Source organism: Primorskyibacter marinus (assembly GCF_003313245.1).
GTDB classification, from domain to species: Bacteria; Pseudomonadota; Alphaproteobacteria; order Rhodobacterales; family Rhodobacteraceae; genus Primorskyibacter; species Primorskyibacter marinus.
Map to the genome: position 1 here is coordinate 175,812 of NZ_QJSD01000001.1, position 20,157 is coordinate 195,968.

Annotated in this window: 19 protein-coding genes, 1 tRNA gene and 1 pseudogene; 6 read left to right on the top strand and 15 right to left on the bottom strand. The window is 60.7% G+C overall.

The window, feature by feature from the left end:
* The first annotated feature begins 177 nt into the window (after positions 1-177).
* Complete coding sequence (gyrA, locus tag DMZ65_RS00835; RefSeq protein ID WP_116597028.1) at positions 178-2,886, top strand: DNA gyrase subunit A; 2,709 nt, start codon at positions 178-180, stop codon at positions 2,884-2,886.
* A 243-nt stretch (positions 2,887-3,129) separates the two neighbouring features.
* On the opposite strand, the gene DMZ65_RS00840 is transcribed toward gyrA, so the two are convergent.
* The 3 genes from DMZ65_RS00840 to DMZ65_RS00850 form a co-directional block, all read right to left on the bottom strand.
* Positions 3,130-4,611, bottom strand: a complete 1,482-nt coding sequence (locus DMZ65_RS00840; protein WP_116597029.1) for a carboxypeptidase M32 — start codon at positions 4,609-4,611, stop codon at positions 3,130-3,132.
* A gap of 3 nt (positions 4,612-4,614) precedes the next feature.
* Positions 4,615-5,748 carry a heme A synthase gene (ctaA, locus tag DMZ65_RS00845; RefSeq protein WP_116597030.1) on the bottom strand — a complete coding sequence of 378 codons (1,134 nt, stop codon included), beginning with the start codon at positions 5,746-5,748 and terminating at the stop codon, positions 4,615-4,617.
* Positions 5,749-5,842: 94 nt separating this feature from the next.
* A complete protein-coding gene (locus tag DMZ65_RS00850) occupies positions 5,843-6,589 on the bottom strand; it encodes an RNA methyltransferase (protein WP_116597031.1) in 747 nt (248 codons plus the stop codon).
* 240 nt (positions 6,590-6,829) lie between these two features.
* On the opposite strand from DMZ65_RS00850, the gene DMZ65_RS00855 reads away from it, so the two are divergent.
* Positions 6,830-7,450 (top strand): thiamine phosphate synthase, encoded by a 621-nt coding sequence (locus DMZ65_RS00855; protein ID WP_116597032.1) that lies wholly within the window; start codon positions 6,830-6,832, stop codon positions 7,448-7,450.
* Positions 7,451-7,490: 40 nt separating this feature from the next.
* Here the strand turns inward: DMZ65_RS00855 and olsA are convergent, their stop codons facing one another.
* The 3 genes from olsA to DMZ65_RS00870 all read right to left on the bottom strand — a co-directional run bounded on the left by olsA (position 7,491) and on the right by DMZ65_RS00870 (position 9,418).
* Positions 7,491-8,324: a lyso-ornithine lipid O-acyltransferase gene (olsA, locus tag DMZ65_RS00860; RefSeq protein ID WP_116597033.1), complete on the bottom strand. Its 834-nt coding sequence runs from the start codon at positions 8,322-8,324 to the stop codon at positions 7,491-7,493.
* Positions 8,321-9,091, bottom strand: a complete 771-nt coding sequence (gene olsB, locus DMZ65_RS00865) for an L-ornithine N(alpha)-acyltransferase (RefSeq protein WP_116597034.1) — start codon at positions 9,089-9,091, stop codon at positions 8,321-8,323. The genes olsA and olsB overlap by 4 nt, the downstream gene beginning before the upstream one ends.
* A 138-nt stretch (positions 9,092-9,229) precedes the next feature.
* On the bottom strand, positions 9,230-9,418 hold the full coding sequence (locus tag DMZ65_RS00870) for a DUF3553 domain-containing protein (RefSeq protein WP_084350084.1): 189 nt from the start codon (positions 9,416-9,418) through the stop codon (positions 9,230-9,232).
* A 29-nt stretch (positions 9,419-9,447) separates the two neighbouring features.
* Here DMZ65_RS00870 and DMZ65_RS00875 point away from each other — a divergent pair, with 29 nt between their 5' ends.
* Positions 9,448-10,047 (top strand): histidine phosphotransferase family protein, encoded by a 600-nt coding sequence (locus DMZ65_RS00875; protein ID WP_232824839.1) that lies wholly within the window; start codon positions 9,448-9,450, stop codon positions 10,045-10,047.
* Positions 10,048-10,063: 16 nt separating this feature from the next.
* Here the strand turns inward: DMZ65_RS00875 and DMZ65_RS00880 are convergent, their stop codons facing one another.
* The 7 genes from DMZ65_RS00880 to DMZ65_RS00910 all read right to left on the bottom strand — a co-directional run bounded on the left by DMZ65_RS00880 (position 10,064) and on the right by DMZ65_RS00910 (position 16,408).
* Positions 10,064-11,329 (bottom strand): glutamate-5-semialdehyde dehydrogenase, encoded by a 1,266-nt coding sequence (locus tag DMZ65_RS00880; RefSeq protein WP_116597036.1) that lies wholly within the window; start codon positions 11,327-11,329, stop codon positions 10,064-10,066.
* Positions 11,330-11,391: 62 nt separating this feature from the next.
* Complete coding sequence (gene proB / locus DMZ65_RS00885; RefSeq protein ID WP_116597037.1) at positions 11,392-12,498, bottom strand: glutamate 5-kinase; 1,107 nt, start codon at positions 12,496-12,498, stop codon at positions 11,392-11,394.
* Positions 12,486-13,523 carry a GTPase ObgE gene (gene obgE, locus DMZ65_RS00890; protein WP_116597038.1) on the bottom strand — a complete coding sequence of 346 codons (1,038 nt, stop codon included), beginning with the start codon at positions 13,521-13,523 and terminating at the stop codon, positions 12,486-12,488. Before obgE ends, proB begins: the two co-directional genes overlap by 13 nt.
* A 103-nt stretch (positions 13,524-13,626) precedes the next feature.
* The gene (locus DMZ65_RS00895) at positions 13,627-14,172 is read right to left on the bottom strand and encodes a GNAT family N-acetyltransferase (RefSeq protein WP_116597039.1); all 546 of its coding nucleotides are present in this window, start codon (positions 14,170-14,172) and stop codon (positions 13,627-13,629) included.
* 294 nt (positions 14,173-14,466) lie between these two features.
* Positions 14,467-14,736, bottom strand: coding sequence for a 50S ribosomal protein L27 (rpmA, locus tag DMZ65_RS00900; protein ID WP_084350090.1), 270 nt, complete (start codon positions 14,734-14,736; stop codon positions 14,467-14,469).
* 13 nt (positions 14,737-14,749) lie between these two features.
* Entirely contained in the window at positions 14,750-15,382 is a 633-nt protein-coding gene (locus tag DMZ65_RS00905; RefSeq protein ID WP_116597040.1) for a 50S ribosomal protein L21, read from the bottom strand.
* Positions 15,383-15,598: 216 nt separating this feature from the next.
* Positions 15,599-16,408 (bottom strand): DUF2059 domain-containing protein, encoded by an 810-nt coding sequence (locus tag DMZ65_RS00910; protein WP_116597542.1) that lies wholly within the window; start codon positions 16,406-16,408, stop codon positions 15,599-15,601.
* Positions 16,409-16,718: 310 nt separating this feature from the next.
* Between DMZ65_RS00910 and DMZ65_RS00915 the strand changes: the two genes are divergently transcribed.
* Positions 16,719-16,808 (top strand) — tRNA-Ser (locus tag DMZ65_RS00915).
* Between the two features lie 220 nt (positions 16,809-17,028).
* Here DMZ65_RS00915 and DMZ65_RS00920 read toward each other — a convergent pair.
* A pseudogene (locus DMZ65_RS00920) lies at positions 17,029-17,313 on the bottom strand (transposase); the annotation flags it as partial.
* Positions 17,314-17,656: 343 nt separating this feature from the next.
* Here DMZ65_RS00920 and tyrS point away from each other — a divergent pair.
* On the top strand, positions 17,657-18,910 hold the full coding sequence (gene tyrS, locus DMZ65_RS00925) for a tyrosine--tRNA ligase (RefSeq protein WP_116597041.1): 1,254 nt from the start codon (positions 17,657-17,659) through the stop codon (positions 18,908-18,910).
* A gap of 78 nt (positions 18,911-18,988) precedes the next feature.
* Here tyrS and DMZ65_RS19980 read toward each other — a convergent pair whose 3' ends face one another.
* Complete coding sequence (locus DMZ65_RS19980; RefSeq protein ID WP_269801522.1) at positions 18,989-19,117, bottom strand: hypothetical protein; 129 nt, start codon at positions 19,115-19,117, stop codon at positions 18,989-18,991.
* 46 nt (positions 19,118-19,163) lie between these two features.
* On the opposite strand from DMZ65_RS19980, the gene DMZ65_RS00930 reads away from it, so the two are divergent.
* Entirely contained in the window at positions 19,164-20,081 is a 918-nt protein-coding gene (locus DMZ65_RS00930) for a GNAT family N-acetyltransferase (protein ID WP_116597042.1), read from the top strand.
* Positions 20,082-20,157 lie beyond the last annotated feature (76 nt).

The following is a 20,157-nucleotide window of genomic DNA, read 5'->3' on the forward strand; positions in this document are numbered from 1 at the left end:
AGATTTACTTTTCAATAAAAACAGTGTGTTGGCAGAGTGTGCTGGTGGCTGCCAGAGGAACTTGGCCACACCCATTGCACCCCATATCCTGCCTCTGATATAAGGCAGGCAACAAGATATAGAAAAACAGGAAGATGGGAACCTGACGTGAACGATACACCGGAACCCCCTGAAAACATGGGAGAAAATGCACCGGAACGCCCGGCCTTTAGCGGGCCGACGGTGTCGATCACCGACGAGATGCAGACCAGCTATCTCGATTACGCGATGAGCGTGATCGTCAGCCGGGCGATTCCCGATTTGCGTGACGGGCTGAAACCCGTGCATCGGCGTATTCTTTATGCGATGCATGAAACCAACAACAGCCACGACAAGCCGTACCGCAAGTCGGCCCGGCCCGTTGGCGATGTCATGGGTAAGTATCACCCGCATGGCGATTCCGCGATCTATGACGCGCTGGTGCGGATGGCGCAGGATTTCTCGATGTCGCTGCCGCTTCTGGACGGTCAGGGCAACTTTGGCTCGATGGATGGCGATAACGCCGCCGCCATGCGCTATACCGAAGTCCGCATGGACAAGCCTGCGGCCTACCTGCTGAACGATATCGACAAGGAAACGGTCGATTTTCAGGACAACTATGACGGCAAGGATCGCGAACCGACGGTCCTGCCCGCACGGTATCCGAACATGCTGGTCAACGGGGCTGGCGGTATTGCTGTCGGCATGGCGACCAACATTCCGCCGCACAATCTGGGCGAGGTCGTGGATGCCACGCTGGCACTGATCGAAAACCCGGATCTGAGTTCCGAACAGCTGATCGAATATGTGCCCGGACCCGATTTTCCGACGGGCGGTATCATGCTGGGCCGGACCGGCGCGCGCAAAGCCTATCTTGAAGGGCGCGGCAGCGTCATCATCCGCGCCAGAACGCGCGTCGAAGAATTGCGTCGCGACCGCTGGGCGATCATCATCGAAGAGATCCCCTATCAGGTGAACAAGGCCACGATGATCGAAAAGATCGCCGAGGCTGCGCGCGAAAAGCGCATCGAAGGCATTTCCCACGTTCAGGACGAATCCGACCGGGACGGCGTGCGCGTGGTGATCGAGCTGAAACGCGATGCCACGGCCGAGGTCGTGCTGAACCAGCTTTTCCGCTTTACCCCGATGCAGACCTACTTTGGCTGCAACATGCTGGCGTTGAATGGCGGACGGCCGGAACAGCTGACCCTGCGCGGTTTTCTGACCGCCTTTGTCGATTTCCGCGAGGATGTCGTGGCGCGGCGCACCGCCTATCTGTTGCGCAAGGCACGCGAACGCAGCCATATCCTGTGCGGTCTGGCAGTTGCGGTCAGCAATGTGGACGAGGTTGTCGCCACGATCCGCGCCTCTGCCGATGCCGCCGAAGCGCGGACCAAACTGATGGAACGGCGCTGGCCTGCCGGTGAGATCCTGCAATATATCGCGTTGATCGACGACCCGACCCACAAGGCCAATGAAGACGGCACCTATAACCTGTCCGAAGTGCAGGCCCGTGCCATTCTTGAACTGCGCCTGCAACGCCTGACGCAACTGGGTGTCAAGGAAGTCACGGACGAGTTGGAAGAACTGGCCGGCAAGATCAAGGAATATCTTGAGATTCTGGGCAGCCGCGAACGGATCATGGAGATCATCTCGAACGAGCTTCTGGAGGTGCGCGAGCAATTCGCCGTGCCCCGCCGCACGGAGATTGTCGACTGGTCCGGCGATATGGAGGACGAAGACCTTATCGAGCGTGATGATATGGTCGTGACCGTCACCCAGTCCGGATATATCAAACGCACGGCGCTTTCGGATTTCCGCGCGCAGCGGCGCGGCGGCAAGGGTCTGTCGGGCATGTCCACCAAGGACGATGACGTTGTCACCACGCTTTTCGTCGCCAATACCCATACGCAGCTTTTGTTCTTCACCACGGATGGGATGGTTTACAAGCTGAAGACCTGGCGTCTGCCGCAGGGTGGCCGCACGTCCAAGGGCAAGGCGATTGTCAATATCCTGCCGATCCCGATGGGCGTTTCGATCGCCGCGATCATGCCGGTGGACCGCCCCGAAGAGGAATGGGACGCGCTGCAAATCGTCTTTGCCACCAGCGCGGGCGACGTGCGTCGCAACGCGCTGTCGGATTTCACCAATGTGATGCGCAACGGCAAGATCGCGATGGATCTTCCCGAGGGCGTGGAACTGGTGAATGCCCGTATCGCGTCGACGGATGATGACGTGATGCTGGTGACAAATTCGGGCCGTGCGATCCGTTTCCGCACCACTGATGTGCGCGTTTTCAAGGGCCGCAAATCGACTGGCGTGCGCGGTATCCGCCTGAACGGCGAGGACCGCGTTGTGTCCATGGCGGTGATCCGTCACTTCGAGGCCAGCCCGCAGGAACGCGCAACCTACCTCAAGATGCGCCGGGCAATGGCAGGGTTGACCGATGAGGTCGATACCGATGACGACGAGGAAGCCGTCGCAGGCGTCGAGGTGTTCACCCAGGAACGCTATGCCGAAATGTCGGCGGCGGAAAACCTGATCCTGACAATCACGGCCAAAGGGTCGGGCAAACTGTCGTCCAGCCATGATTACCCCGTGCGCGGACGTGGTGGCCAGGGTGTGAATGCCATCGACAGGGCCATGCGTGGCGGGGCCGTGGTTGCCGCCTTCCCGGTCGAGATTGACGATCAGATCATGCTTGCCACCAGCCGCGGTCAGTCAATCCGCGTCCCGGTCGAAGGCATCTCTTTCCGCTCGCGCAGCGCCGGGGGCGTCAAGGTGTTCAACACGGCCAAAGGCGAAGAGGTCGTCAGCGTCGCCTGGATCGCGGATCAGGGCGAGGATGACCCCGCCGAAGAAAGCTGATTTCCCAATCAACGGAACTACCTGACAACGGGCGGCAATCTTGTCGCCCGTTTTCTTTGAAGAAGGCACTGGGAAAGCGCTGCGTCCGGGCAAGATCAAATCACACTGCGATACAGTGTGCTGCCGCGTTCAAGCGTCCCGACCGGCCTTTGGCATCGCGCAAAGGCCAGATCGTGCTGTCCGACGGCATTGAGAACCGCTGGGCCGCATTGCTCGCGTATCTCAACGCCTAGGGGCCGCGCTTCAGACGCCGTAGATCGCGCCGAACTTGGCCTCAAGATAATCCAGCAAGGGCGCCTCGCTGGGCGCTTTGCCACAGGCCAGCGTGATCAACTCGCGCGGCTCGTACAGCCCGCCATGCTGCTGCACGTTCTCACGCAACCAGCCCGTCGCGCCGCTGGTATCGCCGCGCATCAACTGCTCATCAAGTTGTGGCACGTCCCGGCGCAGCGCCTCGTGCAGAGACCCGGCATAGACATTGCCCAGCGTATAGGTCGGGAAATAGCCGAACAGCCCGACCGACCAATGCACGTCCTGCAAGCAGCCGTTGGAGGGTTTGTTGACCGGATAGCCGAAATCCGTCTCGAACCGGGTGTTCCAAGCCTGCTCCAGATCCGCCACGGGCAGATCGCCCGAGATCAGCTGACGTTCCAGATCAAAGCGGATCAGGACATGCAGGTTGTATTGCACCTCATCCGCCTCGGTCCGGATATAATCACGATGCACCGTGTTGACGGCGGCATAGAAGGCCTCTGCATTGTCGACGCCGAGATCGCCAAATCTGTCGCGCATCTGACCGTAGAGATATTCACAAAAGGCGCGGCTGCGGCCGATCTGGTTTTCGTAGATCCGGCTTTGGCTTTCATGCACCCCCATGCTGACCCCGGCCCCCAGCGGCGTCAGCAGGAAATCGGAATGGATATTCTGCTCGTAACAGGCATGGCCCACTTCGTGGATCGTCGAATACAGACAATCAAAGGGGTTCTGTGCGTCGGTGCGCGTGGTGATGCGCACATCCTGTCCGCTGCCGGAACTGAACGGATGCACGGCCCTGTCAATCCTGCCACGCGCGAGGTCGTAGCCAAACGCCTTTGCGACCGTCTCGGACAGGGCCAGTTGCTGGGCCATATCAAACGTGCCGCTCAGCCCCTTGGGCGTCGGCGCGCCCAATAGCTTTTCGCGCAAGGACACCAACCGGGGGCGTAAAGCGCCAAACAGGTTTTCCAGAAAGGCGGCAGAGGCGCCGGGTTCGTAATCCTGTATCATCGCGTCATAGGGCGTGTAATCCGTCCCCTCGGCCAGCGCTGCGCCCTCTTCCTGTCGCAAGCGGATCACCTCGGCCAGAATCGGTGCAAACCGCTGGAAATCATCCGCTGCGCGGGCCTCGGCCCAGGCCCCCTGCGCAAGGCTCGTCACGCGCGCCAGTTCCGCCGACAGGCGCGCAGGCACGCGTGTGGCGCGATCATGCGCGCGGCGGATATGGCGCATCTGCGCGGCGGCCACAGTGTCCAGCGCGGCATCGTCGATCGCGGCCAGCCAGTCGCCAACGCGCGGATCGGTGCGGCGGGCGTGCAGGACGCCCTCCATCGCGGCCATTTCCTCGCCCCGCTGGGCCGCAGCGCCGCGCGGCATGACGGTTTCCTGATCCCAGCCCAGACGGCCTGACACCTGCTGCAACGCCTCGGTTTCGCGCTGGAACGCCAGCAAGTCCTGATATGCCGACATGGGTTAGCCTCTCACCGATTGAACACGGGGATATTGCGCGGCAAAGCGCGCCCGAAGGATCAGCACCCAGGCAAGGATCGCGCCCAGCTGATGCAGAATGGCGAAATGCAGCGGCGCGGAATACATCACCGTAACGATGCCCAGCACCATTTGCAGCAGGACCATCGCGATCATCGCATTGAAGGCAAACCGCGTCGTGCCATTGGGCGAGCGGCGCGCCCGGAGCCACACGACGATGGCGTAGACGACCAGCAGATAGCCCGCCATCCGGTGCATGAACTGCACCAGTCCGGCATCCTCGAAGAAATTCCGCCACAGTGGTTCTATCTGGAACGGGTCTGGCGGGAAAAAGCCCCCGGCCATCAGCGGCCAGTCGATATAGTTGCGGCCCGCGTCGATGCCCGCGACAAGGGCACCCAGCAGGATTTGCACAAACGCCAGATGCATCAGGCCGGTGCCCATGCCGAACAGTTTGCGTTCGCGGGATCTTCGGGCCTGCATCAGGTCGCGTTCCTCGCGCGACAGCATCAGGATATACCAGGTCAGAAAGCCCAGGATCACGAAGGCCAGCCCAAGATGAATCGCCAAGCGGTAGCTGGCCACACTCAACATCGAGCCTTCCAACCCGCTGGTCACCATCCACCAGCCGACAAAGCCCTGAAGCCCGCCCAACGCCCCCAGAAGCAGCAGGCGCGGTGACCAGCCCGGCGGGATCTTCCGCGCCACCAGAAAGCCGATGAACCCAAGTGCCCAGACCAGCCCGATCACCCGGCCAAGCTGTCTATGCCCCCATTCCCACCAGTAGATCGCCTTGAATTCGGACAGGGTCATGTCCATGTTCTGCAATTCATATTGCGGGATTTTCTGATAAAGTTCGAACTCTGCTTGCCAATCTGCCTGCGTTAAAGGCGGCAGGGCCCCGGTTACGGGCTTCCATTCGGTGATCGACAACCCGCTATCGGTCAGACGGGTCAGCCCCCCCACAAGGATCATCGCCACGACCAGCGCGAAGATCAGCACCAGCCACAGCCTGACCGGCCCGCGCGCGCCGCGTTTGGCGCGGTCAATCACGCCGGTCTGCGGGACCGCCTTGTCGCGCGTCTCGACCTCTTCGAAGATGCTGCGTTTCTGGCTCATCAGGCTTTCTCCTTCGCGCGGCCCCCGCAAGGCACCGGGTCAAGCCCGGCGCGGGTTTGCGCAGACATTAGGCCCGCCCCCCGGTGGCTTCAAGTCAGTCGCCACGTTCCTTCCATCGGACCATCTGCCGCAGGATGCCGTGCAGCATCTGCACATCGGCGCGCGTCATCGGCATCCTGCTCCAGAGGTTGCGCAGGTTGATCTTCATACCCTCGGCCTTGGCTTCGGGAAAGAAGAACCCGGCCGTGTCCAGGCGTTCCTCGTAATGCTTGGCCAGCGCGTCCAGTTCCTTGACGTTGGCCCATTCGGACCCGCCCATGGCCATGTCCTCGGCCACGACATCAACCGTTTGGCGTCGCCACTCATAGGCGGTCAGCAGAACACATTGCGCAAGGTTCAGCGAGGCGAAGTCCGGGTTCACGGGCACCGAGATAATGGCATTGGCCTGCGCGATATCGGCGTTTTCCAGCCCCGCGCGTTCCGGCCCGAACAGCACGGCGACCTTTTCGCCGCGCGCGATCCGGTCGCGGGCTTCTGCCATGGCACGTTCGGGGCTGAGCACCGGTTTCGTCAAGCCGCGCGGTCGCGCCGTTGTCGCCAGAACGTAGGTGCAATCGGCCACGGCCTCTGCCACGGACGCGGCCACCTGCGCCTCGTCCAGCAGCCGTCCGGCACCGGCCGACATGGCGGTCGCATCTGGATTGGGCCAGCCATCGCGCGGCGCGACCAGCCGCATCCGGTCCAGCCCGAAATTCCACATCGCGCGCGCTGCGGCACCGATGTTCTGGCCCATTTGCGGGCGGACGAGGACAAAGGCAGGCTGAGGGATCGCGGACGGCATGGGGTCTCCGGTGTGGTCTTGCGCTTTCCGATACGCAAGCCGCCCCCGGACTGCAAGAGACGTGTTCAGAGTTTGCCATACCCAGAGGGACGTCGCACCGCTGCACTGTCGGGCGGGGACGACCGTGGCGCTTGCACGCACACTCGCTGCCAAATAGGCCGAGTGCGCCGTGCAGACCCCATGGTCAAGGGCAAAACCCCGCGCTATAGAAGGCGCTCGACAGCTTTGGGAGCCTAAAAGATGTCCGAGACGGAAACGCCGCAAATCTATCTCATCACTCCGCCGGAATTCGAGCTGAGTACCTTTCCGGAGCTTCTGGGCCGTGTGCTGGACAGCGCCGAGATCGCCTGTATCCGCCTGGCTCTTGCCACACGGGATGAGGACCGAATCTGCCGCGCCGCCGACGCCGTGCGCGAAGTGGCCCATGCCCGCGACATCGCGCTGGTGATCGAGGAACATGTCTTGCTGGCACAGCGGATCGGGCTGGACGGCGTGCATCTGACAGACGGTTCACGTTCCGTGCGCAAGACCCGCAAGGATCTGGGTGCGGATGCGATTGTCGGCGCGTTTTGCGGCCAGTCCCGCCATGACGGGCTGATTGCCGGCGAAGTCGGGGCCGATTACATCAGTTTCGGCCCGGTCGGAGACAGCCCACTGGGCGACGGCACGCGCGCAGAAACAGAACTGTTCGAGTGGTGGTCAGAAGTCGTCGAAGTTCCGATCGTCGCCGAGGGCGCGCTTGACGTGAAGACCGTGGCGGAACTTGCGGGCTATACGGACTTTTTTGGATTTGGCGAAGAGGTATGGACAGCAGATGATCCGGTGAAGGTCTTGTCCGGTTTGATCGCGGCGATGGGGTAAGGCACCGGCGCACAAAATCACCCTAAGATCGACCTTTTAGCTATTGATTTTCCAGTGAGTTTTTATGGGTCTCGCGCACCGAATCTTCTGTAGCGCGGGCCAGACTCTTGCGGTTCGGAAAATCGTCGACACGCAAAGGCGCATGATAGATCAGTTCTATCCACCCTTGACGCCGCGCCGCCAATGTCTTGAGCAAATGCGAGCCGAAATCCATATCGCCCCACCATCCATAGAACCGCAGGCTTTCACCCTTTGGCGCGTGATACACCAGCGTGACCGGCTGCAACCAGATCTTATGCTTCAGGTTCTTTGCAAAGAACGCCTCGTAAAGTGTTGACTTGAATGGAAGAACACGCAAGCCATCGGTCGATGTTCCTTCGGGGAAGAACAGCAGCTTGTGTCCCGCCAAAAGCCTTGATTCGAACAGTTGTGTTTGTGCCCGCGCTTCTCGCGGATCGCGCCGGATAAACAGCGTCCCCGTCGCCCGCGCCAACCAGCCGATACCCGGCCAGCCCGCGACTTCGGATTTCGAGACGAAATAGATATTCTTTCGCGAATTGAGCACGAAAATATCCAGCCAGGACGAATGGTTGGCGACAATTGCGCCATGGTGCCGCATCTGCTGGCCGTGCACCGTCAGCCGCAATCCCATCAGCATCAGCGCCACCCGGCAAACAGTCTGCGTCACATAGGGCGTCCACGGGCGCTGCACCCCGTGCAGCGGCCTTTCGATCAGACGCAATAACAGCAGCACACCCAGCCCGCCGAACACCACCGTTCCGACCAACAGGCCGCGCCAGATAACCCGAATCCAGCCTGCCGGGCCAATGCGAACCGGCTCTTCCGGCTCATCTGCATCCCAAGTGCCGCTCATGCGTCGCTACGTTGATAAAGCGATCTCTGTCGCTGATTCATCCGTGCAGTGTCCATCACCAGGCAGACATCGGTCGTATTGAACTGGGTATCGACAAAGACACCGTCGCCGACAAATCCACCCAGCCGCAGATAGGCCTTTATCAAAGCGGGCGTCTCGATCATCGCGCGGCGACGGTCGATCCTGTCCTCGGGCAGAAGATCCATCGAGTGATAGCTTCGCGCCCGTACCCGCAAGTCAGGCGGGGCAAGATGGCGCGCCCGCAAAAGCGATAGAGGTTGTGCCAGGGCTTGCGGATCGGTGCCGTGAAAACTGGCCACGCCGAACAGGATCTCAATCCCGTGCTTCTGAACATATTCCGCCAGCGCCGCCCACAGATGCACCATCGCCGTGCCTCCACGGTGATCGGGGTGAAGGCATGATCGCCCCAGTTCCAGCAAACGCCGCCCCGAGGCACGCAACGGTGCAAGATCATATTCATCCTCGGAATAGAACTGCCCAACAGCTTTCGCCTGATCGCATCGCAACACCCTGTAGACGCCGACGACAGGTAAATCGGTGCCGGCCGGCGCATGTGTATCAAGCAAAATCAGGTGATCGAAATAGGCATCGAAACGGTCACGCTCCAGCCCGGCAGCGTGATCGACAAGCACACCGTCGCCGCCCAGTTCACGGATAAACACATCATAGCGAAGCCGCTGCGCCGCCACGACCTCTGCCGGGCTTTGCGCGAGCCGCGCGACATATCGTGGGGGGTGTAATTTCATTCCGTCCGGTTCTACAGTTGCGCTGAGCGAACACATTAATAGGACTGCCCGTTGCAAGATCGCAACCGTTTTGCCACTGGCAATTCAACCTTGGGGTGATCTAAGGTTGCGTTTACCATTCATAAAGACTCCTATGTCCTAGTCGTCGGCATCAAACACCGGCACCAGACTCACGCGGGAACCTTCTATGACTTTCTTTCCGGCTTCGCGAAAATTCACGGTGATACGCCCGGCAATATTGGATTGCACCTGTCCCAGCCCCCAATCAGGGCAGTCTGGATGGCGCACAATCATTCCTGGCTCCAGAAAAGCGTTCAGGTCGTCCATGACGGCTCCTGTCGTGAGGGGGACCAATGATGCAGGGTAACGCGAACCTGGCAGAGTTGATAGGCTCTCGCATCTGTCATGATCTGATCAGCCCGATCGGCGCAATCCAGAACGGGTTGGAATTGATGTCATTGACCGGCGAAATGGGGGCCAGCCCGGAGATGGACCTGATTTCGGAAAGCTGCGCCCATGCCAATGCGCGCATCCGGTTCTTTCGCATCGCCTTTGGCTCTACCGGGGGCGGGCAATCGCTAAGTGCCGGCGAAGTGCAGGGCATCATTGCGGGCATGTTTCAGGGCGACCGACTAAGCGCGACGTGGATCCCCCGCGACGCCACGCCCCGCGAAGAGGTACAACTGGCGCTGTTGGCCCTGCTCTGCATGGACAGGGCGTTAAGCCGCGGCGGAGAGGTCCGCATCGACTGCGATCAAGGCGAATGGCATTTGTCTGCAAGCGGTCCTCAGATGCGTGTTGATGCCGAAATGTGGAAACTTCTGCGCAATGCCACCGGCGGGTCGGATGTCATGCCCGCCGATGTGCAGTTCCCATTGCTTTCGGTGCGCGCAGGCGACCTTGGCCGCGATATCAACTGGCGCGAAAACAGCGAGACGCTGGATATCCGGTTCTGAGGACCGATCCGCGCCGTCAGTCGCGCAAAGTGCCGTCGCCCGTCACGATGTACTTGAAGCTTGTCAATTGCTCTGCGCCCACCGGACCGCGTGCATGCATCTTGCCGGTGGCGATACCGATCTCGGCCCCCATGCCGAACTCTCCCCCGTCGGCGAACTGGGTTGACGCGTTGCGCATCAGAATGGCGCTGTCCAGCCGCTCGAAAAAATGTTCTGCGGCGGCGTCATCTTCGGTGATGATGCAATCGGTGTGGTTGGACCCATACTGCCGGATATGGGCAATCGCCGCGTCAATATCCGGCACGACACGCGCAGCAATATCCATATCCAGATACTCGCGTCCCCAATCGTCGGTCGAGGCTGCCTGCGTGCCTTCGATGGTTTGAAGGGTCTCATCCGCATGCACGCGAACGCCTGCGTCGATCAACGCGCGGATAACGCCCTGGCCCACCGTGTCCAGCGCCTCCTGATGGATCAGCAGACATTCGGCGGCGCCACAAATTCCGGTGCGCCGCGTTTTGGCGTTCAGGACGATGTTCAGCGACTTGACCGGATCGGCATCCTTGTCGATGAAGATGTGAACGATACCTTCGAGATGGGCGAAAACCGGCACGCGTGCCTCGCGCTGAACCAGCCCGACAAGGCCTTTGCCACCACGCGGCACGATCACGTCGATCGTGTCTGTCATCGCCAACATTTCGCTCACGGCGGCACGGTCGCGGGTGGGCACAAGCTGGATTGCATCTTCGGGCAGACCCGCCATGTGCAGACCTTCGACCAGACAGGCATGGATCGCCTGTGAGGAATGAAAGCTTTCGGATCCGCCGCGCAGGATCACCGCATTTCCGGCCTTGAGACAAAGCGCCCCGGCATCCGCCGTCACATTGGGCCGCGATTCGTAGATCACACCGACGACGCCCAGCGGGGTACGAATGCGCTTGATATGCAGGCCCGAGGGTTGGTCCCATTCCGTCATCACCGCGCCCACGGGATCATCCTGCGCCGCCACGGCGCGCAATCCGTCGCAAATCCCCTTGATGCGCTCATCGGACAGCAAAAGCCGGTCCATCATCGCATCGGTCAGACCTTTTTCACGTCCGAATTCCAGATCCTTGGCATTCGCGGCAACGATGTCGGCGCGCGCGGCCCACACGGCATCGGCGGCGGCCTCAAGCGCGCGGGCCTTGGCCGACGGGTCGGCATAGGCCAGAGTCGCGGCGGCCGCTTTGGCACGTTCACCGATCTGGGCCATGACGGCGGGAATGTTATCGAGGTCTTTCATGGGTCAACCTTTCGCATGGGGCCGGGCGGAAACGGCCGCGGACAGTATAACAGACGACGCGCTCACAGCGCCATATCATCACGGTGGACCAGTGCGGCCCGGCCGGGATAGCCCAGCAATGCCTCGATCTCGTCACTGCGATGGCCGGAAATCACACGCGCCTCTGCGGCGGTATAGCGCGCCAGCCCCTGCCCCAAAGTACGGCCAGACAGATCACTGATCTGCACCGGATCACCGCGCCCGAATGTGCCGGAAACCTCGGTCACACCGGCAGGCAGCAGACTGTTGCCCCGGCTGAGCGCGCGCGCGGCGCCCTCATCCAGAACCAGCGTTCCGCGCGGTTTCATCGCCGCAATCCAGCGCTTGCGCGCGGCATGCGGATCCAGCAATGGCGTGAACCAGGTCGCGGGCGCGCCGTCCTCCAGCGCGCGCAGCGGATGCAGCACAAAACCGTCGGCAATGGCCATGGCACAGCCGGATGCGGTCGCGGTCTTGGCCGCCATCAGCTTTGTTTTCATGCCGCCCTTGGAAAGGCCCGATCCCGCATCCCCCGCCATCGCCTCGATCTCGGGCGTGATCGCGTCGATGACATCGTAGCGGCGCGCGGTCGCGTCCGCCGCCGGGTTGGCCGAGTAGAACCCATCGACATCCGACAGCAGGATCAACTGGTCCGCCCCCACCGTGACCGCGACCTGAGCGGCCAGCCGGTCATTGTCCCCATAGCGGATTTCGTCCGTGGCCACGGTGTCGTTTTCATTGACGATCGGCACGACGCCGAAACCGACCAGTGTCTCCAGCGTGGCGCGTGAATTGAGGTAGCGACGGCGGTTGGCGCTGTCCTCCAGCGTCACAAGCACCTGCGCGGTGGTGATGTCATGCGGGGTCAGCGCCTCTTCGTAAGCGCGGGCCAGGCGGATCTGGCCAACTGCGGCGGCGGCCTGGCTTTGCTCCAACGCGAGAACCGTCTCAGGCAGGCGCAGCACACCGCGCCCCAAAGCGATGGACCCCGAAGACACAAGGATCACATCCGTCCCGCGCGCCTTGATCCGGGCCACATCAGCGGCCAGCGCATGCAGCCATTCGGATCGTAACGCACCTGTCGCCCGGTCGACCAAAAGGGCCGAGCCGATCTTGACGACAAGCCGCCTCGCCTGAGTTAGGGACGCCACGCTTCCGTCTCCTGCTGGGGGCCTTTCTGGCGGATGCGGTCTTCGGAAATCTGTGCCCGCACGGCGCGCAGAACCTCGGGCAGACCTTCACCTGACACGCCGGACATCAGCATGACAGGACCGCCCACCACGGCTTCCAGCTCTTCTTTCAGGAAGGCGCGTTCTTCGTCGTCCAGCGCGTCGATCTTGTTAAGCACCGTCACGCGCGGCTTGTCCGCCAGTGCAGCACCGTAGGCTTCAAGTTCGTCGATAATTGTCCGGTAATCCACCATGGGATCGCCCGATGTGCCATCGACCAGATGCAGAAGGACCGAGCATCGTTCGACATGGCCAAGGAACAGGTCGCCCAGCCCCCTGCCCTCATGCGCGCCTGCGATCAGGCCCGGAATATCGGCCACGACAAATTCAGCGCCATCAATGCCGACAACGCCAAGATTGGGATGCAGCGTGGTGAAAGGATAGTCCGCAATTTTTGGCCGTGCATTCGAGGTGGCTGCCAGAAAGGTGGACTTGCCCGCATTGGGAAGACCCAGCAGGCCCGCATCCGCGATCAGTTTCAGCCGCAGCCAGAGCGTGCGTTCCACACCTTCCTGCCCCGGATTGGCACGGCGCGGTGCCTGATTGGTGGAGGTCTTGAAATTCAGGTTACCCCAGCCACCATTGCCGCCCTTGGCAAGCAGAACGCGCTGGCCCAGCTCGGTCATGTCGGCAATCACCGTCTCTTCGTCCTCATCGAGGATTTCGGTGCCCACAGGCACCCGCAGCACGATGTCTTCGCCCGTCTTGCCGGTGCGCTGCTGGCCCATGCCGTGCTGCCCGTTATCGGCGAACCAATGCTGCTGATACCGAAAATCAATCAGCGTGTTCAGCCCATCGACCGCTTCGGCCCAGACATTGCCGCCATTGCCGCCATCGCCGCCATCGGGACCGCCGAATTCGATATATTTCTCACGGCGGAAGCTGACTGCGCCGCCCCCGCCCGAGCCCGAGCGGATGTAGACTTTGCACAGATCTAGGAATTTCATCGGAGCCCCCGGAGGTTTTGCCTGTCAGGCGATACTGTGTCTGGCGTCAAGGCTCAAGCCCCGAGGTGGTGTGCGGCACCTAATCCAGCGCCGCAAAAGCGGCCTAGCCGCGCAGTTTCTTGATGTAGGTCCAGGTCGGAACCGTGGCATTGCGCGCGACACAGAAAACCTCTGCGTCACCGATATATTCAAAGCCGCAATTGGTCAAAACCCGCGCCGAAGCGGGATTGTCCTGAAACACGCTTGCGAACATCGTCTCATTCTCCAGCGGGTTTGCAGCGACCAAGGCTTCTACGGCTTCGGACGCATGGCCGGTGTTCCAGTAGGCAGGCGCAATCCAATAGCCGATCTCGGATTGGTTCCGGTCCATCTTCTCCAGCGAGATGATCCCCATCACTTCTGGTCCTTGCGCCTTGGTGCCGTCGATCACCCATACGTCTTCGTCGCGCACGGGTGCCTGCGCGCGCTCGATAAACGCCTTGATCGAGCCCGGCGGCAAAGGATGCGGGATGGACGCGGTCATCTGAGCGACACGCTCGTCACCTGCATGTAGTTCGATCAGGCCAAGATCGCTTTTGCGCAAAGGGCGCAGATCAAAGCGGTCGGCATGAACAACCGCTTGCGGGTTGATCTTCTGGTCAAGGCTCATCGGGTTCCTCCCTAAAAGAGCGTATGGCTGTCGCCGCATATAACGGACACAGGATTACGGTTGCCCGGCGCATTACGGCCGCCTTTGATGGGCTTGTCGCGCCACGTTCCAGACATTTCAGCCGGATGAGAGAACCTGCGTAACCTATCCTGATAGATGGCGATTGGCGCTTTGGCTTGCAAGACGTGCCTCCTCAGATCGTCTGATCTGCCACGTCCGCCAAAGCTATCGAATAAGAAAAAGGGACCGGCCCCGAAGCCGATCCCCCAAATTGTGTCTCACCAATGGGTCGGCTTATTCAGCGGCCTCCGCCACTGGCAGAACCGAAATAAAGGTGCGGCCCTTGAGGCCCTTGTGGAATGTGACCTTGCCTTCTTCGGTGGCAAAGATGGTGTGATCGCGGCCAAGGCCGACGCCCTCACCCGGCCACCATTTCGTGCCGCGCTGGCGGCAAATGATGTTTCCGGGGATTGCGTGCTGACCACCGTAGAGCTTTACGCCCAGACGACGGCCGGCAGAGTCGCGACCGTTGCGGGAGGAACCGCCTGCTTTTTTATGTGCCATCTTTCAGCTCTCCTTACTTCGATGCCAGATCTTTGGCCTGAGCGATCCAGCCTTCACGCTCGATCCGGCCTTTGAACGACAGTTTCTCGTCCATCTCGGCGACGTCCGCTTCGGTCCAGGCTGCGATCTGGGCAAAAGAAGTCACGCCGTTTTCATGCAGTCTCTTTTCCAGCGCGGGGCCGACGCCCGACAGCTTTTTCAGGTCGTCACCGCCAGCGGCTGCGGCTTTCGGCGCGGCTTTCTTTGCGGCAGCCTTTTTCTTCGGCGCGGCAGCGGCCACGCCTGCGACCGAACCAGCACCTACGGCGGCCTTCACACCGGATGCATCCGCGCCAGTGGCCAGAATGTCGGTGATCCGCAGCAGCGTCAGTTGCTGACGATGGCCCTTGGTGCGCTTGGAACTGTGCTTCCGGCGGCGCTTGACGAAGTTGATGACCTTGTCACCTTTGATCTGGTCGATCACATCGGCCTGCACGGCAGCATCCGCCACCAGCGGCGCACCGACAACCGGGCTGTCGCCACCAACCATCAGAATTTCGTTGAACTGGATCTTGTCTCCAGCATCGGCAGCCAGCTTTTCCACCCGGAGCACATCGCCCGACTGTACTTTGTATTGCTTGCCGCCGGTTTTCAGAACCGCGAACATTTCGGTCTTCCTTGTCTCTTCCGCGTCCTGTGGCCCCGGCCCTGCCGGTGTTCATGGGCCTGCGCCCGCCTCGAACTGCGTGCCCCTTTGCGGGACAACGTTAAATAAAAACACGACAGCGGAGCCGAAAGCCCCGCCGATCATGTCGGGCGCTTATCGTGAACCGCCCCCTGATTGTCAAGCTTTCAAACTGGCTTTTTGACGGATGTCCCTGGCCTACAGGTCCTGGCTTTGCATCTGGCGCGCGGCGGCCAGCCCAAGGGCATAGGAAATATCGCCATACATATCGTCAAACCCGGCAAACAGCGCCCGGTTCATGGCCGCCCCTGCCTCGGTTCGCGACAACGCGGTATAATCCTCGATGATCTCGGGCTCCAGCGGGCCGTACGCCATCAAAAGATATCCGTAAAGCCATTCGCGCGTATCGACGCGGGTGTCTTCCTCCTGTGCCCAGACATCCGAAACAATCTCGTCCTCGGACATTTTGACCGCGCCACCCTCGGCCAGCCCACGATAGAACTGATAGCTGGAATTCAACGCTCCGACGACATTGGCTTCGATCAGGTCGTTGACCTCGACAAATTCGTCAAGCACCCGCAGGCGATCATCGCCACTGCCATCAAGGTCACGAAACACGGCGCGGGCCTGCTCTTCAACATCCTCATCGACCAAGGCCTGTCTGGCACTGATTTCCAACCTGACGATGCGCTGTCCTTGTTCGGTTCGGAAAAACGCCAGCAGCGGATCCAGATCGGTATCCGCCAACGCTTCACGGAACCCTTCGCGGACCGAGGCTTCCATCTTTTTGACTGAATAGATCCGCTGGACCGTTGTATTCCAGCTTGGGCTGGGACCGCCGGGGATCAAATCCTCGGCCAGTTCCGCACCATAAGCAACCCCCTCGTCCTGCATCACCGCGATCACCTCGGGGATACCAAGCGCATCCAGCAACGCGTCTGCCTGGCTGCTCGCGGCAGGCAGTGCCAGGAATATAAAAGGCAGTGCCAGAATTTGACGAAGAAACATGATGGGCATCCATTGTAGCGGTTCAGAACGTCAATTAGTTCCTTGACGCGCGATTTCCAAGCCGTGCGGCATCGCCGACGCGGACTGCGGCAGTTGCCCTGTTCGATTTAGCGGCGGCATAGTTGATGTTCGTCGGTTGGAAAATCCTGTTGCCGCACCTCATTGCCTTTCGGTCCTGCATGTTGCGCCCGACCGATGGGCCAGATCCCGAACACAGATGCCGCACAAAGATTTCCTGCCTCAATCAGTGACTTTTGCGGTTGCACCCCACCGCCAGAGCCGCTAAATGCCACCTCCACCAGACCCCCGCGGAGAGGTGCCGGAGTGGTCGAACGGGGCGGTCTCGAAAACCGTTGAGCCTTCACGGGTTCCCAGGGTTCGAATCCCTGTCTCTCCGCCAAGATGCCATTTTCATACAGCTTCACTTGGTAGCGATCAGCCCCTCACGGGGCTGTTTTTGTTGATTTATCTGCATTCATTGCTGCATTTGATTCCTCTTCGATTAGACACGTTTCTATTCATTGCGTGGTAGAAGTTGTGTTATGTTTGAATGAGTTGTCATAGCGGAAAGCTGATCGAGAACCTTGTCAGAACGCCCGGCTCAGGACGTCATGGCGACGGTAGGTTGCGTCGATCATCACGGTCTTCTTCTCGCTGTGCCCGGCTGCCAGCCCAGCCATTATTGCGCGAAAATGCCTTTGTCGCTCCACCGTTTGCAACGGTTGTATAGCGTCTCAGGAGGGCCATATTCCGCAAGCGCACTCCGCCAACGTAAGCCATTGCGCTTGATAACTATAATCTCGCTCAAGACACGCCGATCATCAACGCGAGGCTGCCGTGGGACTTCGGGAATAGGGCTTTAGGCGCGCCATCTGTGCGTCGCTCAGCCAGAACAGAGCAGACATGTTTACCGCTCGTTTTTGAGCCATGAAACGTGCCAACAAGCGGCAATCAATGGATCCCGAGTCTAGAATCCTCGACACACGACCAATCAGCCGCTGGTTGGCGCATTCACGCCGACTTTGAAGGCGTCTTGCCCTTCCGGTGTCTGCCGCCGCTGACCGGTCCGGGGGCATGGATTATTTGCGCTACAGGAGCAAAAACAAGGTGCCTGACTCGACAGCACATTTCGTGAAACGCGACATCAAAACCCAGGTTCGGAGCGGGTTTTTCTTTGCGCCTTGAAGCCCGGCCCGACGGTAGGCTAAACGAAGCCACCAACTACTCTGGCCAAAGAATGGACAAACCATGACCTACCACCCCAAATCGGACTTCATGAATGTCATGATGAAGCGCGGCTTTCTGGCCGATTGCACCGATTATCAGGGGCTGGACGAGGCGCTGAATGCGGGCGTGGTGCCGACCTATATCGGCTATGATGCCACGGCGAAATCGCTGCATGTGGGGCATCTGCTCAACATCATGATGTTGCGCTGGCTGCAAAAGACCGGTCACAAGCCGATCACCCTGATGGGCGGCGGCACGACCAAGGTGGGCGATCCGTCTTTTCGCGCCGATGAACGTCCCCTGCTGACGCCGGCGCAGATCGGCGACAATATTGCGGGCATGAAACAGGTATTCTCCAAATACCTGACCTATGGTGACGGTCCGACCGATGCCTTGATGCTCAACAATGCCGAATGGCTGGACGGGTTGAACTACCTCGATTTCCTGCGCGATATCGGGCGGCATTTCAGCGTCAACCGGATGCTGTCTTTTGAAAGCGTCAAGTCGCGGCTGGACCGCGAGCAATCGCTGTCGTTTCTCGAATTCAACTACATGATCCTGCAAGCCTATGACTATCTTGAACTGAACCGGCGCTATGGCTGCATGTTGCAGATGGGCGGCAGCGATCAATGGGGCAATATCGTCAACGGGATCGACCTGACGCGCCGGGTGCTGGATCACGATATCTACGGGCTGACCTCGCCCCTGCTGACCACAAGCGACGGGCGCAAGATGGGCAAATCGGCGGGCGGCGCGATGTGGCTGAATGCCGACATGCTGGCACCCTATGAGTTCTGGCAATTCTGGCGCAACACCACCGATGCCGATGTGGGCCGTTTCCTCAAGCTCTACACTGAAATGCCGCTGGACGAATGTGAACGGCTCGGTGCGCTGGCAGGGTCCGAGATCAACGAGGCCAAGATTGTGCTGGCCAACGCCGTCACCACGATGTGCCACGGACCCGAGGCGGCAGCGGCGGCAGCGGATACCGCGCGCGAAGTTTTTGAAAAAGGCGGAGTGGGTGATGATCTGCCAACGCTGGCGCTGTCACCCGAGGAGATCGGAGAAGGTATTTCCATCGTGCAACTGATCGTCCGGGCGGGTCTTGCGAAATCCGGCAAAGAGGCCAAACGCCTGATCGCCGAGAATGGTGCCCGGATTGACGACGCGCCGCTATCTGATGCCGGTCTGATGCTGGATGCGGCCGCGCTGTCCTCTCCGGTGAAACTGTCGGCAGGCAAGAAACGGCACGCCTTGATCCGTATCGCGGATTGAGCGCGACAAGGCCTTGCCACTGCGCGCGGGTAAACTGCGCGCAGTCCGCCATTGCATAGATCACGACAATCTCCAGCACTACACCAGACACTCCACAATCGCGACGATCGCGGCAGGTAGCGACAGAACCACCGCAACAAGAAAAGCTGCGGCAAGCGTCGGTCTGGGGCGCGGGGCTTTGATGCCGCGAACGGTTTGGATCGTCATGGCACGATTAACGCCGAATTAGGTTTCCAGCGTCTTAACTGGCGCGATGGAGACTGATTTTCCCGCCAGCCTGGCCCTGCCCTTGCAGCAATCCCCGCATCATGCGCGTGCGCTGGATCTGCTTGGCCTGCGTGCCGAAAGTCTGACAATCCGCAAAGACGGTGCGCCAATCGGGTGGTGCCTGTCTCAAACGCGGCGGCTGCGCCTGTTTGGCGACGTCCGCATGGTGACGCGCGGTCCGGTCTGGAAGAACGCGCATGCAGGCGTTGCGCTCGACTGGTTGGCGCAGTGGCGGTCCAACAACCGGGCCGGGCCTTTGCTTTTCAATGCCGACGGAATGGCACCCGAGGCGCTGCGGAACCTTGGATTCTGGCCATTGATGACCGGGACCACCGTTGCGATGCTTGCCCTGTCGGCCCCCGACGAGATGCGCAGCCGACTGACGCAGAAATGGCGCAACCGTTTGGTGCGCGCCGAGAATGGTCCGCTAAGCGTTCACAGCCAGAATTTTGACGGCGACCCTGCGCATTGGCTTCTGGTGGCAGACAAGATGCAACAGCGCCGACGCGGCTATTCCGGCCTGCCACCCGCCTTCACCGCGGCCTTTGCCCGCGCCAATCCACACAGCGCCCGCGTGTTCACGGCCTGTCACAAGAATGAACCTGTCGCGGCGATTCTGATTCTGCGGCATGGGCGCATGGCAACCTATCACATCGGTCACACGCTGCCCGATGGACGCCAATACAACGCCCATAACCTGCTGATCTGGCGGGCGATGACATGGCTGGCAAAGAACGGCCACGACCTTCTGGACCTTGGGACAGTCAACACGCAGGACGCGCCGGGGATTGCGCGGTTCAAGTTGGGGACAGGTGCCAACGCCAAACATCTGGGCGGCACATGGCTGCACCTGCCGGGGCTTGCGCCGTTTGCGCGCCGCCTGCCCGCACGGCTGGCCGCGTGATGCTGATGCTGGAACACGCGCCCCCTGAGTGCGACGATTTCATCAGCGCGATGCCTGGCGCAACAGCAGGGAGTCA

Coding starts and splice junctions, on each gene's coding strand:
- tyrS (WP_116597041.1), top strand. CDS start 17,657: ATGACCTACCACCCCAAATCGGACTTCATGAATGTCATGATGAAGCGC.
- DMZ65_RS00875 (WP_232824839.1), top strand. CDS start 9,448: ATGCAGGGTAACGCGAACCTGGCAGAGTTGATAGGCTCTCGCATCTGT.
- DMZ65_RS00910 (WP_116597542.1), bottom strand. CDS start 16,408: ATGTTTCTTCGTCAAATTCTGGCACTGCCTTTTATATTCCTGGCACTG.
- DMZ65_RS00930 (WP_116597042.1), top strand. CDS start 19,164: ATGGAGACTGATTTTCCCGCCAGCCTGGCCCTGCCCTTGCAGCAATCC.
- DMZ65_RS00840 (WP_116597029.1), bottom strand. CDS start 4,611: ATGTCGGCATATCAGGACTTGCTGGCGTTCCAGCGCGAAACCGAGGCG.
- DMZ65_RS19980 (WP_269801522.1), bottom strand. CDS start 19,117: ATGACGATCCAAACCGTTCGCGGCATCAAAGCCCCGCGCCCCAGACCG.
- DMZ65_RS00905 (WP_116597040.1), bottom strand. CDS start 15,382: ATGTTCGCGGTTCTGAAAACCGGCGGCAAGCAATACAAAGTACAGTCG.
- DMZ65_RS00895 (WP_116597039.1), bottom strand. CDS start 14,172: ATGAGCCTTGACCAGAAGATCAACCCGCAAGCGGTTGTTCATGCCGAC.
- ctaA (WP_116597030.1), bottom strand. CDS start 5,748: ATGAGCCAGAAACGCAGCATCTTCGAAGAGGTCGAGACGCGCGACAAG.
- gyrA (WP_116597028.1), top strand. CDS start 178: ATGGGAGAAAATGCACCGGAACGCCCGGCCTTTAGCGGGCCGACGGTG.
- DMZ65_RS00870 (WP_084350084.1), bottom strand. CDS start 9,418: ATGGACGACCTGAACGCTTTTCTGGAGCCAGGAATGATTGTGCGCCAT.
- olsB (WP_116597034.1), bottom strand. CDS start 9,091: ATGAAATTACACCCCCCACGATATGTCGCGCGGCTCGCGCAAAGCCCG.
- DMZ65_RS00855 (WP_116597032.1), top strand. CDS start 6,830: ATGTCCGAGACGGAAACGCCGCAAATCTATCTCATCACTCCGCCGGAA.
- DMZ65_RS00850 (WP_116597031.1), bottom strand. CDS start 6,589: ATGCCGTCCGCGATCCCTCAGCCTGCCTTTGTCCTCGTCCGCCCGCAA.
- olsA (WP_116597033.1), bottom strand. CDS start 8,324: ATGAGCGGCACTTGGGATGCAGATGAGCCGGAAGAGCCGGTTCGCATT.
- obgE (WP_116597038.1), bottom strand. CDS start 13,523: ATGAAATTCCTAGATCTGTGCAAAGTCTACATCCGCTCGGGCTCGGGC.
- DMZ65_RS00880 (WP_116597036.1), bottom strand. CDS start 11,329: ATGAAAGACCTCGATAACATTCCCGCCGTCATGGCCCAGATCGGTGAA.
- rpmA (WP_084350090.1), bottom strand. CDS start 14,736: ATGGCACATAAAAAAGCAGGCGGTTCCTCCCGCAACGGTCGCGACTCT.